This is a genomic window from Streptomyces sp. SJL17-4 (genome assembly GCF_036826855.1).
Lineage (GTDB): Bacteria > Actinomycetota > Actinomycetes > Streptomycetales > Streptomycetaceae > Streptomyces.
This window is the reverse complement of the sequence record NZ_CP104578.1, coordinates 3,037,253-3,050,301: the sequence shown is the minus strand read 5'-3', so window position 1 is coordinate 3,050,301 and position 13,049 is coordinate 3,037,253. Positions and strand designations below refer to the sequence as shown.

Below are 13,049 nucleotides of genomic sequence, written 5' to 3'. Positions count from 1 at the left end.
CGTACGGATTCCGGCCCGCTCTCGCGTCAGCCCGCGACGCTGTGCAGCGGGATCCAGCAGCGGATGATGTCCCGGACCGAGACGATGCCGACGGGACCGTGGTCGTCGAGCACCACGAGATGGCGGAACCCGCCGTGCGTCATGGCCCCGGCCGCCTCCTCCAGGGTCCAGGTGGGGGCGGCGAAGACGACGTCGTGGGTGGTGTGGGCGTCGGCGGTCTCGATGTCGGGATTCTGGTCGCGGGCCAGCGAGTTGAGGATGTCCCGCTCGGTGAGGATGCCGAGCCCGGCGTCCCCGTCCAGGACCACGGCCGCGCCGACGCGGCGCGCCGCCATCAGCCGGGCGGCCTGTCGAAGGGTGTGGGCGGGGCCGATGGTGAGGACCACGGTGCTCATGGCGTCACGGACGAGCATGGGCGGAGCCACCTCCTTGGTGAAACGTTCCCGCTTTCAACGAGAACCGATTCACAAGTTCACAAGTGGGGGGACTCTCAGAGTGGCACCGGTGGAGGGGCCCGACAAGGGGGCGCGCGAGGCGCCCCCGGGGAGTGCCGAGGGCGCTCGAACGCGGGCGTTCGACTTGCGGCGGCCGGCCGCTCAGCCCTCCGCGTTCTCCTGGTTGAGGTAGCTCAGCAGATCGCCGTGGAGGAGTCCGTTCGAGGCCGCCGCGTTCCCGCTGTGCGGGCCGTGGCGCCCGTCGAGCCCGGTGTACGTACCGCCCGCCTCCTGGACCACGACCGCCACCGCGGCCATGTCCCACAGCGACAGCTCCGGCTCCGCGCAGATGTCCACCGAGCCCTCGGCGACCATCATGTACGGCCAGAAGTCGCCGTACGCACGGGTCCGCCAGCACGCGCGCGTGAGGTCCAGGAAGCCGTCGAGGCGGCCCTGCTCCTCCCAGCCGCTCAGTGACGAGTACGCGAAGGAGGCGTCCTCCAGGGAGGCGACCTTCGAGACCCCGATCCGGCTCGCCGAGGCGAGACTGCGGCCGGTGTACGCGCCGAGGCCCTTCGCCGCCCACCAGCGCCGGCCGAGAGCCGGGGCCGACACCACGCCCACCACCGGCTGGAAGCCGGTCTCCCCGGCCTCCATCAGCGCGATCAGGGTCGCCCAGACGGGCACCCCGCGCACATAGTTCTTCGTACCGTCGATCGGGTCGATCACCCAGCGGCGCGGGCCCGAGCCCTCCACGCCGTACTCCTCGCCCAGGATCGCGTCGCGCGGCCTGGCCCGCTGGAGCTGCCCCCGGATCAGTTCCTCGGCGGCCTTGTCGGCCTCGCTCACCGGAGTCATGTCCGGCTTCGTCTCGACCTTGAGGTCGAGCGCCTGGAACCGGTCCATGGTGGCCGCGTCGGCGGCATCCGCGAGGACATGGGCGAGACGCAGATCATCGTGGTAATCGGCCATGGTCGGCACTCTATCTCCGTGTGATCCCGGCGCGGAGAACCGTCCACCAGTGCCCCTTGACAGTGCCCGGGCGCCTGTCGACGCTGAGCACGGAAACGATTCCCCGGTCCGGGAGGCGCCGATGCCGACTGCCCGCGAGGCCCTGCTCGACGCCGCGCTCGCCGCGCTCGCGCACCGGTCGTGGTCCACCGTGCGCATGGCCGACCTCGCCGTGGCCGCCCGGGTCTCCCGGCAGACCCTCTACAACGAGTTCGGCAGCAAGGACGGCCTCGCCCGCGCCCTGGTGCGCCGGGAGGCCGACACCTATCTCCAGGGCGTCCGGCGGCTGCTCGCCGCCCCGGCCCCGCCCGAGCGGAACCTGGTCGTCGTCGCCGAGTGGATCGTCACCCGGGCCGCCTCCCGGCCCGTGCTCCGGGCCCTGCTCACCGGCGCCTGGGACGAGCGGCTGCCCGCGCCCCGGCCCGCCAGGCCCGGCGCGCGCGCCCGCGGCCGTCCCCGCCCAGCGCCGCGCCGACGAGGGGCCGCCGGCACCCGGCGAGCTGGTGGCGGCGACCGCGGCCTGTGCGGGGGAGCGGTGGGCGGCGGGCTGCGAACTCGCCGTCCGGCTGGCCCTCAGTCATGTCGTGGCGCCCGTGATCCCCTCCGTGGAGGGGATGCGGGCGCAGGATCAGTGCGCCGAGCCGGACAGCTGGAGCCCGATCACGCCGACGATGACCAGGCTGATCGAGATGATCTTGAGCGTGGAGACCACGTCACCGAGGAAGATCATTCCGTAGACCGCCGTCCCGGCCGCCCCGATCCCGGTCCACACCGCGTACGCGGGACCCACGTCGAGCTTCCGCAGGGCGAGCGTGAGGAGGCCGAAGCTGCCCAGGGCGAAGGCCGCGAACGCCACCGTCGGCCACAGCCGGGTGAACCCGTGCGAGAGCTTCAGGCAGACCGCGAACCCCGTCTCCAGAAAACCCGCCACCACCACCAGCAGCCACGCCATCGTCAGTGCCTCCCACGCCGTCGGTGACTGCTTCGTCGCACTTGGTGCGATTATGCACTTACCGGTCGTGGTCGTCCGTAAACGTGTACGGCGCGGCAGCCCGCAAACGCGGGCGGCTCGGCGATCGGCTCAGCGATCGCTCGGCGGGCGGCTCAGTCGCCCTCGCGACGCTCCCGGGTCGCGAGCAGCCGGCGCAGCGAGACGAGCCGCGCCGGATCGGCGTGTCCCTCCGCCACCCACGCGTCGAGCGCGCAGTCCTGCTCGTCGTGGCTGCACGCGCGCGGACAGTTCTCCGTGCCCGGTACCAGGTCGGGGAAGGCGAGGATGACCCGGGACGGGTCGACGTGGTGCAGGCCGAAGGAGCGGACGCCCGGGGTGTCGATGACCCAGCCGCCCTCCTTGTCGTTGAGCGGCAGGGCGAGCGCGGAGGTGGTGGTGTGCCGGCCGCGGCCCGTGACCGCGTTGACGACACCGGTGGTCCGCCGCCGCTCCGGCGGCACCAGGGCGTTGACCAGGGTCGTCTTGCCGACGCCGGAGTGCCCGACGAACGCGGTGGTCCGGCCCTTGAGGTGCTCGTGGACCCGCTCGGCCGCGACCCCGTCCACGAACTCGTCGCGGGTGGTCACCACGTACGGCACACCCAGCGCGCCGTACATCTCCAGGAGGTCGTCCGGCGGCGCCAGGTCCGACTTGGTGAGCACGAGCAGCGGCGTCAGGCCGCCGTCGTACGCGGCGACCAGACAGCGGTCGATCAGACGCGGGCGCGGCTCGGGGTCGGCGAGGGCGGTGACGATCGCCAGCTGGTCGGCGTTGGCGACGACCACCCGCTCGTACGGGTCGTCGTCGTCGGCCGTGCGGCGCAGCACCGAGCTGCGCTCACCGATCCGCACGATCCGGGCCAGCGTGTCCTTCTCGCCGGACAGGTCGCCGACGAGCGAGACGCGGTCGCCGACCACGGCGGCCTTGCGGCCCAGCTCGCGCGCCTTCATCGCGGTCACCGGCCGGTCGTCGACCAGGACGGTCAGCCGGCCGCGGTCGACGGTGAGGACCATGCCCTCGACGGCGTCCTCGTGCTTCGGGCGGATCGTGGTGCGGGGACGGGTGCCCTTGCGGTTGGGCCGCTGGCGGATGTCGTCCTCGTCGGTGTGCTTGCCGTAACGCCGCATGGTTCAGGCCCCGAGCATTTCGGTCCACATCCTCGGGAAGTCGGGCAAGGTCTTCGCCGTCGTGGCCACGTCCTCGATCTGCACGCCCTCGACCGCGAGGCCGATGATCGCGCCCGCCGTCGCCATGCGGTGGTCGTGGTACGTGTGGAAGACGCCGCCGTGCAGCGGGCGCGGGCGGATGTGGAGACCGTCCTCGGTCTCGGTCACGTCGCCGCCCAGCTCGTTGATCTCCTTGGTGAGCGCCGCGAGCCGGTCCGTCTCGTGCAGCCGCAGATGGGCGACGCCGCGCAGGGTCGACGGGGAGTCCGCGAGGGCCGCGACCGCCGCGATGCCGGGCGTCAGCTCGCCGACCTCGCCGAGGTCCACGTCGATGCCGTGGATCCGGCCCGTACCGGTGAAGGTCAGGCCCGCCTCGGTCAGCTCGCAGGAGCCACCCATCTCGGTGAAGATCTCCCGCAGCGCGTCACCGGGCTGGGTGGTCCGCGTCGGCCAGTCCGGCACCGTCACACGGCCGCCGGTGATCAGGGCCGCCGCCAGGAACGGCTGCGCGTTCGACAGATCGGGCTCGACGACCAGGTCCCGGCCGCGCAGCGCGGAGGGGGACACCCGCCAGACGTTCGGTGCGCCGCCGTGCTCCGGCTCGTCGACCTGGGCGCCGACCGAGCGCAGCATGTCGACGGTCATCCGGATGTGCGGCAGCGAGGGCAGCCGCGACCCCACGTGCCGTACCTCGACGCCCTGGTTGAAGCGGGGCGCGGACAGCAGCAGGGCGCTCACGAACTGGGAGGACGAGGAGGCGTCGATCTCGACGGTGCCGCCGTCGAGGCCACCGGCGCCGTGCACCGTCAGGGGGAGGGCGCCGCGGCTCTCGTCGTCGATGCGGGCGCCCAGCGCGCGCAGCGCGTCGATCACGCCGTGCAGCGGGCGCTCGTGGGAGCGGGGGTCGCCGTCGAAGCGCACCGGGCCGTCGGCGAGCGCCGCGACCGGGGGCAGGAAGCGCATGACCGTGCCGGCGTTGCCGACGTCGACGGTCGCGGGGCCGCGCAGCGGGGAGGGGATGATCCGCCAGGCCTCGCCGGAGCCGTCGGGGCCCACGCCCTCCTCGATCTTCACGCCGAGGGTGCGGAGCGCCTCGGCCATCAGGAGGGTGTCGCGGGAGCGCAGCGGGCGGCGCAGCCAGCCGGGCTCGGACGCCAGCGAGGCGAGGACCAGGGCGCGGTTGGTGACCGACTTCGATCCGGGCACGGTGACGGTCGCGTCGACGGCGCCGCGGGCATACGGGGCGGGCCAGAGGTCGGTGGGCGGGTCGGTGTGCGTCGCGGAAGCAGCTGCGGTCATGGACTCACTGTACGGGGGAGTCAGTGGCCCAGGAGCCAGCGCCCGCCGCCGATCAGGGCGGAGATCGCGACCGCGTGGAAGAAGAACAGCCACACCCCGGCGGGCACATGGGTGAGCCGCGAGAGCTGGTCCGCGTCCGAGTCGGGGGCGCCGCCGCGGCGCCGTTTCAGCTGGAGCTCGAAGGCGGGGCGGACACCGCCGAGCAGCAGGAACCAGACGGCGGTGTACGCGAAGACCGACTGGACGTCCGGCGAGGTCAGCCAGGAGACGAGGAGGAAGGCCGCCCCGGTGAGGAGGACGGTGAGGATCCCGTACGCGTTGCGGACCATCACGAGCATCGCGAGCAGCAGGGCCGTCGCCACCCACAGGAGGAGGGTGACCCGGTGGGTGCCGAGCAGGGCGGCGCCGCCGAGGCCGAGCAGCGGGGCCGCGGGGTAGCCGGCGGCCAGGGTGAGGATCACGCCGAGGCCGGTCGGGCGGCCGCGGCTCACGGTCAGTCCGCTGGTGTCCGAGTGCAGCCGGATCGCTTCGAGGCGCCGGCCGGTGGCGACGGCGAGCAGGCCGTGGCCGCCCTCGTGGGCGATGGTGATCGCGTTGCGGGCGAGCAGCCATATCCGGCGGGGCACGGTGACGGCGAGGGCGGCGACGCCGGTGGCGATCACCAGCCACTCGTCCGGAGCGGCCTGTGGACTGAAGAGGTCCAGTGAGAGGTCCATCTTTCGGGCCGCTCCTCGGGTGGTCGGGGATCGTGGCAGTGTGGCACGTATGTGCGGAAGGTATGCGGCGAGCCGGCGGCCCGAGGACCTCGTCGGTGTTTTCGAGGTGGAGAAGTGGGAGCCGGAGGAGACTCTGGCCCCGGACTGGAACGTGGCCCCCACCAAAGAGGTCTGGGCTGTCCTCGAGCGTCCTCTGAAGGACGCAGAATCCCGGCGTCCGGTTCGCCAGCTGCGCGCGCTGAAGTGGGGCCTGGTGCCGTCCTGGTCGAAATCCCCGGAGGGCGCCGCCCGGATGATCAACGCGCGCGCGGAGACCCTGGACGAGAAGCCCTCCTTCAAGCGGGCCTTCTCGGCCCGCCGGTGCATCCTGCCCGCCGACGGTTACTACGAGTGGGTCACCGGATCCGCGGAGCGGGACCTGGAGGTCGAGGGCAGGAAGAAGCGGCCCCGCAAGCAGCCGTACTTCGTGACCCCGGCGGACGGCTCGGTCTTCGCGATGGCCGGGATCTACGAGTTCTGGCGCGACCGGACCCTGCCCGACGGCGACCCCTCGGCGTGGTGGGTGACCTGCTCGGTGATCACCACCGAGGCGGAGACCGGCCCGCTGGGCGTGGCCCCGGCCGAGGGCCCGCACTCGCTCGCCGACATCCACCCCCGGATGCCGCTGATGCTCACCGAGGACCGCTGGGACGCCTGGCTCGACCCGGCGACCACCCGGCCCGAGGAGCTGCGCGGGCTGCTCACCCCGCCGCCGGAGGGCCTGATGCGGGCCTACCCGGTGGCGACCGCGGTCAGCAACGTCCGGAACAACGGGCCCGAGCTCCTGACGGAGCTGGAGGGCCCGGAGGTCGGCACGCTGTTCTGACACCGCCCGCCTGCCGTCCGGCGGGGAGCGCCGGACGGCAGGATGGGGACGTGACCGACATGACACAGTCCGAAACCGTTTCCACCGACGCGGGCGAGGCCCGGGTCACCTGGCACGCGGGGCGGAAGCCCGGGGCCGTCCTCGCCCTCGGCCACGGCGCCGGCGGCGGCATCGAGGCCCGTGACCTCCGGGCCCTGGCCGCCGCGCTGCCCGCCCGGGGCGTGACCGTCGCCCTCGTCGAGCAGCCCTGGCGGGTCGCGGGCAAGAAGGTCGCGCCCGCACCCAAGACCCTGGACACCGGATGGCGCGGCCTCTGGCCGGCCCTCGCCCGGCCCGGACTCCCGGTGATCGCGGGCGGCCGCAGCGCCGGTGCCCGGGTCGCCTGCCGCGCCGGGCGGGAGCTGGGCGCGCTCGCCGTCCTCGCGCTGAGCTTCCCCCTGCACCCGCCGGGGAAGCCGGAGAAGTCCCGGGCCGACGAGCTCCTGGGCAGCGGCCTGCCGACGCTCGTCGTCCAGGGCGGCAACGACCCCTTCGGACGGCCCGCGGAGTTCCCGGAAGGCCCGTACCGCCTCGTCGAGATCCCGTACGGGGACCACGGCTTCGCCCTGCCCAAACGGGCGCCGCTCGGCCAGGACGAGGCGATGGAGCTCCTGGTGGACGGGGTCGCCGAGTGGATCGACTCCCTCCGCTGACGGGCCGGGAATGTTGAGTGGGGGACCACTGTTGTTCCGTGCGTCGGTGTGAGAGCAAGGAAGAGGGAGTCCGTCGCATGGGTTCGACCATCTGCCCGGAGCGCGCGCAGGCCGCTGACCTCGACTGGACAGTGCTGCCCGCTCCCAAGGGAGCCCAGATTCGGGCGGCGGGCGGAGCGGTTCCTCGTCTATCCTCCGAAACGAGCGGGTCCGCCCTCGGGCTCGCCGCCGCGCTGGAGGAGGTGGGTCCGGTCACTGGGACCGACACAGGGACCGACGACGGCCCCGAGGAGACGACCGAGGAGCGCAACGCGCGCTTCGAGCGGGACGCCCTCGGCTACCTCGACCAGATGTACTCGGCCGCGCTGCGCATGACGCGCAACCCCGCGGACGCGGAGGACCTGGTGCAGGAGACCTACGCCAAGGCGTACGGATCCTTCCACCAGTTCCGCGAGGGTACGAACCTCAAGGCCTGGCTGTACCGCATCCTCACGAACACCTTCATCAACTCGTACCGCAAGAAGCAGCGTGAGCCCCAGCGCAGCGCCGCCGAGGAGATCGAGGACTGGCAGCTCGCGCGCGCCGAGTCGCACATGTCGACCGGTCTGCGCTCCGCCGAGTCGCAGGCGCTCGACCACCTCCCGGACTCCGACGTGAAGGAAGCGCTCCAGGCGATTCCCGAGGAGTTCCGCATCGCCGTCTATCTCGCGGATGTCGAGGGCTTTGCGTACAAGGAGATCGCGGACATCATGGGGACACCCATCGGTACGGTGATGTCCCGGCTGCACCGGGGTCGCCGCCAGCTGCGCGGCATGCTCGAGGACTACGCTCGCGACCGCGGGCTGGTACCCGCGGGCGCCGGAGAGTCGTCGAACGATCTGAAAGGCTCGGGCTCATGAGCTGCGGAGAGCCGCACGAGACGGATTGCTCGGAAGTCCTGGATCATCTGTACGAGTTCCTCGACAACGAGATGCCCGACAGTGACTGCACCAAATTCGAGGTGCACTTCGAGGAGTGCTCCCCGTGCCTGGAGAAGTACGGCCTGGAGCAGGCGGTGAAGAAGCTCGTCAAGCGGTGCTGCGGCAGTGACGACGTCCCCACCGACCTGCGGTCCAAGGTCATGGGACGGATCGACCTGATCCGTTCCGGGCACCTGGTGCCCGAGCAGGAGATCGCGCCGATCGTGCCGACGACGCCGGCGCCCCAGGAGTAGACGCCCCAGGAGTACCCAGGGGCAACTCCCCCTTCCGTGGAGGGAGAAGGAGGCCGTCGCGGCACGAACGCGGCGGCCTTTTCCGTCTATCAGCTTGTATCACCCGATGGTGCGAATCAGCGCCGCCCCGACGCCACGGGCCGCCCGACTCGCTAGCGTGACGAGCGTGATGGGCGTGAAGGTCATTCCGCGTGCGGCCCGCGTGTACATCGGCTGCGCCCTGCTCGGTGCCGGGGCGTCCGTCATGCCCGCCCTGCGCCCCGGCGCGGCCACCCCCTGGGTCACGGTCGCGCTCCTCGCCGCCCTGTACGCGCTCTGCGAACTGCCCGCCCGCTGCCGCCCCCTCGGCCGCGCGGTCGGCGGCTCCGTCGCCATGGGCACCGGCTCCTTCTTCCCCGTCCTCCTCGCCGCCGCGCTCCTCCTGCCGCCCGCGGCCGCCGCGCTCACCGCCCTGCCCGGCAGCCTCCTCGTCCGCGTCGACGAACCCCCGGCCGCACCCCGCCGCGCCTGGCGGGCCGCCACCACCGCCCTCGCCGTCTGGGCCGCCGCCCAGGTCGCCGAGGTCCTGAGTCGGGCCCATGCCCTCGGACACGGGCCCGACGCCCCCGACTTCCCGTACGTGCTGCTGCCCGCCGGCGCCACCGCGCTCACCTTCTGCCTGGTCCTGACCGCCCTCGACGGAGGCATCCGGGCGACGGCCGACGGACTGCCCCTGCGGGCCGCCTGGCGCGGCCTCCTCTGCCGGGCGCTCGCCCCGCACGCCGTGCACGGACTCGCCGGACTGATGATGGCCGTCCTCTGGCGCAGCACGTACGGGCCGGTGTCGGCGCTCTTCGTGCTCCTCCCGATGTACATCTCCTGCTGGGTCTTCGCCCAGTACCACCGCGAGCGCGCCGCCCACCAGGCCACCATCCGCGCCCTCGTCCAGGCCGTCGACATCAAGGACCGCTACACCCGCGGCCACAGCGAACGCGTCGGCCACGCCTCCGTCCTGATCGCCCGTGAGCTGGGCATGGCCGAGGACCGGCTCGACGTCGTACGGTTCGCCGGCATCCTCCACGACGTCGGCAAACTGGGCGTGCCCACCCGGGTCCTCCGCAAGGACGGGCCCCTCACCCCCGAGGAGCGCCGGGTCATCGAGCTGCACCCGGAGTACGGGCACGAGATGGTCCGCGGCATCGGCTTCCTCGGCGAGGCGCGCGCCGCGATCCTCCACCACCACGAACGCATGGACGGCAGCGGCTACCCGTACGGGCTGCACGGCGACGAGATCCCCGAGTTCGCCCGGGTGGTGGCCGTCGCCGACGCCTTCGACGCCATGACCTCCACCCGCTCCTACAGCCGGGCCCGCCCGGTGCCGACCGCCGTCGCCGAACTGGAGCGGTGCGCCGGCAGCCAGTTCGACGCCCGGATGGTCGACGCCCTCGTCCGCGCCCTGGACCGGCACGGCTGGCAGCCCGCCGTCACCGCCGACGAGACCGCACCGGCGGGCCCGACCGGCGGGAACGTGCCTCCGCCGCGCGAGGCCGAAGCGGCGGGGCGCGCATCCGACGCACCCGGGACGACCAGGCCCAAGGAGCGCGCATGAGACCCGGCGCCGTCACCGTCGGCGCCGTCCACGGGGCCGCGCTCCTGCTGAGCCTCGCCGGATTCGCCTCCACCCTCTGGTACGGCGTCGACGAACCGGGCAACGCCCTCGCCTTCGGCACCCTCATCGTCCTCGGCGAGCTCGCCCGCTGGGGCGCCGCACCGGACGCGGGGGCACCCTCCGTGCGCGAAGCGCCCGGAGGGAGCGAGCCCGCGCCGCTCGCCGCCGCCGGGGCCCTCGCCTACGCCCTGCTCGGCGCGAGCGCCGGGACCGCCACCACCCACGGCGTCCTCCAGATCGTCGCCGTCGTCGTCGCCGCCGGACTCGCCGGGATCGTCCCCCACATCGCCCGTGGCCGGGGACCCGGCCTCGACCACCTCGCCCGCCGCGTCCTCACCGTCGGCTTCGCCGCGCTCTGCTTCCAGCCCCTCTACAACTCCGGGGCCCTCGTCGAGCACCTCGGCCAGGGCCCGGCGTACGCCCTCTTCCTCGTCCTGCTGCTCGTCCTGACCGCCCTGTGCGACGCGGTCCTCGCCGCCCTCCTGCTCCGCGCCCGTACGGGATTCCCGTACGGCCCCCTCCTCCGCGACGAACTGCGCGCCCTCCTCGGCATCGGCTCGGCCGTCGGCGCCACCGGCACCGTCATGGCACTCGGCGTGGCCGCCGCCGGACTCTGGGCGCTGCCCGTGCTCGCCGTACCGCTCCTCCTCACCCAGGTCTCCTTCCGGCGGTACGCCGCCGTGCGCACGGTCAACCGGCAGACCATCGCCTCCCTCGCCCGCGCCACCGAGATCGCCGGCTGTACCCCGCCCGGGCACGCCCGCCGGGTCGCCGCCCTCAGCGCCGCCGTCGGACGGGAGCTGGGCCTCTCCGGGGCCGAGCTGGCCGTCCTGGAGCACGCGGCGCTCATGCACGACATCGGCCGGCTCTCCCTCGTCGACCCCGTCGCCGGCGCCACCGCCCTGCTGCCCGCCGAGGAGCAGCGCCGGATCGCCCTCCTCGGCGGCGAGGTCGTCCGCAGGACCGGCGTCCCCGAGGCCGTCGCCGTCGTCGTGGAGCGCCAGGCCGACCCGTACCGGGAACAGCCGCTGCCCGCCCGGATCGTCCGGACCGTGAACGCCTACGACGACCTCGCGGGCGGCGAGGGCGCGGGCGCCGCCCTCGACGCCCTGGAGCGGCTCCGGCTCGGCACCGCCCGTGACCATCACCCGGATGTCGTCGAGTGCCTGGCCAGGGTCCTGGCGCGGGGCGGAGCGGCTGGGGTGACCTCCGTCGCCATTGGGTAACCCATGGGTAATGAGCGCGCGTCCGACCGGGCATGGTTGGATGCGAACAAGAGGGTGAAGCGACCGGCAGGCGGGAATCGTGAAGATCTTCGGGAAGGTACGGCATCGGCCCTCCGCCTCGTGGCGGCAGGCCACCGACCGCGCGTTCACGCTGATCGGCGACGGCCGGTACGAGGACGCGGGGGCACTTCTGACGCGCGCGGCGGATCTGGAGCCCTGGCTCTCGGAGTCCTGGTTCAACCTGGCGCTGCTGCACAAGTTCCGGCACGACTGGGAGCAGGCGCGGGCCGCCGGGCTCCGCGCCGTCGCGCTGCTCGACAAGGAGAGCGGCGCCCCCGACTGGTGGAACGTCGGGATCGCCGCGACCGCGCTCCAGGACTGGCCGCTGGCCCGCCGCGCCTGGCAGGCCTACGGACTGAAGGTCCCCGGCGCCGCCGCGGGGACCGGTGAGCCCGCCGGCATGGAGCTGGGCAGCGCCGCCGTCCGGCTGTCGCCCGAGGGCGAGGCCGAGGTCGTGTGGGGCCGCCGGCTCGACCCGGCCCGGATCGAGGTCCTCTCCATCCCGCTGCCGTCCTCGGGGCGCCGCTGGGGCGAGGTCGTCCTCCACGACGGCGTGCCGAACGGCGAGCGCACCACCACCGCCGGCCCCTCCTACCCGGTCTTCGACGAGATCGAGCTGTGGGCCCCCTCACCCGTCCCCACCTGGGTCGTCCTCCTGGAGGCGGCCACCGAGGCCGACCGGGACGCCCTGGAGCAGCTCGCCGCGGAGGCGGGTTTCGCCGCCGAGGACTGGTCGTCCTCCGTGCGGCTGCTCTGTCGTGCCTGCTCCGAGTCGACCATGCCGAGCGCCGAGGGCGAGGGCGAGCACTCCGACCCCCACGACCACAGCGAGCCGGGCCACCCCGGGCCGCTCGGGCACCGCTCGCCGGGCGAGCTGTGGGTCCCTGAGCGGGAGTGCGGGATCGCGGCCCCGGCGGGTCTGGTGCGCGGGCTCCTCGACGGCTGGGTGGCGGACAGCCCCGACAGCCGGGAGTGGCGCGATCTCGAAGAGGTCTGCTGAGCGGGTGCCGGTGGGCCCGTAGGCTGTCCTCCGACGGAATCGGGTTTTCAGGAAGGCGCGGCCGGACATGGCGCAGCAGGAGACGGACGAGCAGACGCAGATCAACGACGGGTTCGTCGTGGACACGGAGGACTGCGAGGCACGCGAGCTCGCCCACCGTGAGCGCGGCACGGCCCGCCCGATCACGGTGGTCGGCAACCCGGTGCTCCACAAGGAGTGCAAGGACGTCACCGAGTTCGACGACTCGCTCGCGGCGCTCATCGACGACATGTTCGCCAGCCAGAAGGCCGCCGAGGGCGTGGGCCTCGCCGCGAACCAGATCGGTGTGGACCTCAAGGTCTTCGTCTACGACTGCCCCGACGACGAGGGCGCCCGGCACACCGGTGTCGTGATCAACCCGGTTCTCCAGGAGCTCCCGGCCGAGCTGCGCGTCCTCGACGAGTCCAACGAGGGCTGCCTCTCCGTGCCGACCGCCTACGCCGAGCTGGCCCGCCCCGACTACGCGGAGGTCCACGGCCAGGACGCCCAGGGCAACCCGATCAAGGTGCGCGGCACCGGCTACTTCGCCCGCTGCCTCCAGCACGAGACGGACCACCTGTACGGCTACCTGTACATCGACCGCCTCTCCAAGCGCGACCGCAAGGACGCCCTCCGCCAGATGGAAGAGGGCACCCCGCGCTACGAGACGGTGCCGAACGCCTGACCCCGGCTCCCGCGGCCGGCGTACG

The 13,049-nt window shown here is 73.3% G+C and carries 14 protein-coding genes and 1 pseudogene; 9 read left to right on the top strand and 6 right to left on the bottom strand.

Translation table 11 applies throughout. The annotated features are described in order from the left end of the window. Positions 1 to 26 precede the first annotated feature (26 nt). On the bottom strand, positions 27 to 413 hold the full coding sequence (locus N5875_RS13210) for a CBS domain-containing protein (protein ID WP_055600914.1): 387 nt from the start codon (positions 411 to 413) through the stop codon (positions 27 to 29). A 183-nt stretch (positions 414 to 596) separates the two neighbouring features. Then, on the bottom strand, positions 597 to 1,406 hold the full coding sequence (gene hisN / locus N5875_RS13205; RefSeq protein ID WP_338493825.1) for a histidinol-phosphatase: 810 nt from the start codon (positions 1,404 to 1,406) through the stop codon (positions 597 to 599). A 121-nt stretch (positions 1,407 to 1,527) separates the two neighbouring features. On the opposite strand from hisN, the pseudogene N5875_RS13200 reads away from it, so the two are divergent. Continuing rightward, positions 1,528 to 2,182: pseudogene (locus tag N5875_RS13200) on the top strand (TetR/AcrR family transcriptional regulator). On the opposite strand, the gene N5875_RS13195 reads toward N5875_RS13200, so the two are convergent. From N5875_RS13195 to N5875_RS13180, 4 genes are all read right to left on the bottom strand, one after another. Next, on the bottom strand, positions 2,074 to 2,397 hold the full coding sequence (locus N5875_RS13195; RefSeq protein WP_318209119.1) for a multidrug efflux SMR transporter: 324 nt from the start codon (positions 2,395 to 2,397) through the stop codon (positions 2,074 to 2,076). The pseudogene N5875_RS13200 and the gene N5875_RS13195 sit on opposite strands and share 109 nt — an antisense overlap. 152 nt (positions 2,398 to 2,549) lie before the next feature. Beyond that, complete coding sequence (gene rsgA, locus N5875_RS13190; RefSeq protein ID WP_338493822.1) at positions 2,550 to 3,563, bottom strand: ribosome small subunit-dependent GTPase A; 1,014 nt, start codon at positions 3,561 to 3,563, stop codon at positions 2,550 to 2,552. Positions 3,564 to 3,566: 3 nt separating this feature from the next. After that, a complete protein-coding gene (aroA, locus tag N5875_RS13185; RefSeq protein WP_338493819.1) occupies positions 3,567 to 4,901 on the bottom strand; it encodes a 3-phosphoshikimate 1-carboxyvinyltransferase in 1,335 nt (444 codons plus the stop codon). A gap of 20 nt (positions 4,902 to 4,921) precedes the next feature. Then, the gene (locus tag N5875_RS13180) at positions 4,922 to 5,617 is read right to left on the bottom strand and encodes a M50 family metallopeptidase (RefSeq protein ID WP_318209122.1); all 696 of its coding nucleotides are present in this window, start codon (positions 5,615 to 5,617) and stop codon (positions 4,922 to 4,924) included. A gap of 49 nt (positions 5,618 to 5,666) precedes the next feature. Between N5875_RS13180 and N5875_RS13175 the strand changes: the two genes are divergently transcribed. The 8 genes from N5875_RS13175 (at position 5,667) to def (ending at position 13,024) form a co-directional block, all read left to right on the top strand. Beyond that, positions 5,667 to 6,482 (top strand): SOS response-associated peptidase, encoded by an 816-nt coding sequence (locus N5875_RS13175; protein ID WP_318209123.1) that lies wholly within the window; start codon positions 5,667 to 5,669, stop codon positions 6,480 to 6,482. 59 nt (positions 6,483 to 6,541) lie between these two features. Next, a complete protein-coding gene (locus tag N5875_RS13170) occupies positions 6,542 to 7,174 on the top strand; it encodes an alpha/beta family hydrolase (protein ID WP_338499161.1) in 633 nt (210 codons plus the stop codon). Positions 7,175 to 7,416: 242 nt separating this feature from the next. Then, the gene (locus tag N5875_RS13165; RefSeq protein ID WP_030207302.1) at positions 7,417 to 8,073 is read left to right on the top strand and encodes a sigma-70 family RNA polymerase sigma factor; all 657 of its coding nucleotides are present in this window, start codon (positions 7,417 to 7,419) and stop codon (positions 8,071 to 8,073) included. Next, complete coding sequence (gene rsrA / locus N5875_RS13160; RefSeq protein WP_030320825.1) at positions 8,070 to 8,387, top strand: mycothiol system anti-sigma-R factor; 318 nt, start codon at positions 8,070 to 8,072, stop codon at positions 8,385 to 8,387. Before N5875_RS13165 ends, rsrA begins: the two co-directional genes overlap by 4 nt. A gap of 175 nt (positions 8,388 to 8,562) precedes the next feature. Then, positions 8,563 to 9,975 (top strand): HD-GYP domain-containing protein, encoded by a 1,413-nt coding sequence (locus N5875_RS13155; RefSeq protein WP_318209124.1) that lies wholly within the window; start codon positions 8,563 to 8,565, stop codon positions 9,973 to 9,975. Then, positions 9,972 to 11,261, top strand: coding sequence for an HD domain-containing protein (locus N5875_RS13150; protein ID WP_318209125.1), 1,290 nt, complete (start codon positions 9,972 to 9,974; stop codon positions 11,259 to 11,261). Before N5875_RS13155 ends, N5875_RS13150 begins: the two co-directional genes overlap by 4 nt. A gap of 79 nt (positions 11,262 to 11,340) precedes the next feature. Next, positions 11,341 to 12,321: a hypothetical protein gene (locus tag N5875_RS13145; protein WP_055600922.1), complete on the top strand. Its 981-nt coding sequence runs from the start codon at positions 11,341 to 11,343 to the stop codon at positions 12,319 to 12,321. Between the two features lie 67 nt (positions 12,322 to 12,388). Continuing rightward, positions 12,389 to 13,024 (top strand): peptide deformylase, encoded by a 636-nt coding sequence (gene def / locus N5875_RS13140; protein WP_318209126.1) that lies wholly within the window; start codon positions 12,389 to 12,391, stop codon positions 13,022 to 13,024. Positions 13,025 to 13,049: the final 25 nt, after the last annotated feature.

Bases quoted from the DNA above. Each gene is read 5' to 3' on its own strand.
- rsgA (WP_338493822.1), bottom strand. From the start codon at position 3,563: ATGCGGCGTTACGGCAAGCACACCGACGAGGACGACATCCGCCAGCGG.
- aroA (WP_338493819.1), bottom strand. From the start codon at position 4,901: ATGACCGCAGCTGCTTCCGCGACGCACACCGACCCGCCCACCGACCTC.
- N5875_RS13195 (WP_318209119.1), bottom strand. From the start codon at position 2,397: ATGGCGTGGCTGCTGGTGGTGGTGGCGGGTTTTCTGGAGACGGGGTTC.
- N5875_RS13180 (WP_318209122.1), bottom strand. From the start codon at position 5,617: ATGGACCTCTCACTGGACCTCTTCAGTCCACAGGCCGCTCCGGACGAG.
- N5875_RS13150 (WP_318209125.1), top strand. From the start codon at position 9,972: ATGAGACCCGGCGCCGTCACCGTCGGCGCCGTCCACGGGGCCGCGCTC.
- N5875_RS13210 (WP_055600914.1), bottom strand. From the start codon at position 413: ATGCTCGTCCGTGACGCCATGAGCACCGTGGTCCTCACCATCGGCCCC.
- N5875_RS13170 (WP_338499161.1), top strand. From the start codon at position 6,542: ATGACACAGTCCGAAACCGTTTCCACCGACGCGGGCGAGGCCCGGGTC.
- def (WP_318209126.1), top strand. From the start codon at position 12,389: ATGGCGCAGCAGGAGACGGACGAGCAGACGCAGATCAACGACGGGTTC.
- N5875_RS13175 (WP_318209123.1), top strand. From the start codon at position 5,667: ATGTGCGGAAGGTATGCGGCGAGCCGGCGGCCCGAGGACCTCGTCGGT.
- rsrA (WP_030320825.1), top strand. From the start codon at position 8,070: ATGAGCTGCGGAGAGCCGCACGAGACGGATTGCTCGGAAGTCCTGGAT.
- hisN (WP_338493825.1), bottom strand. From the start codon at position 1,406: ATGGCCGATTACCACGATGATCTGCGTCTCGCCCATGTCCTCGCGGAT.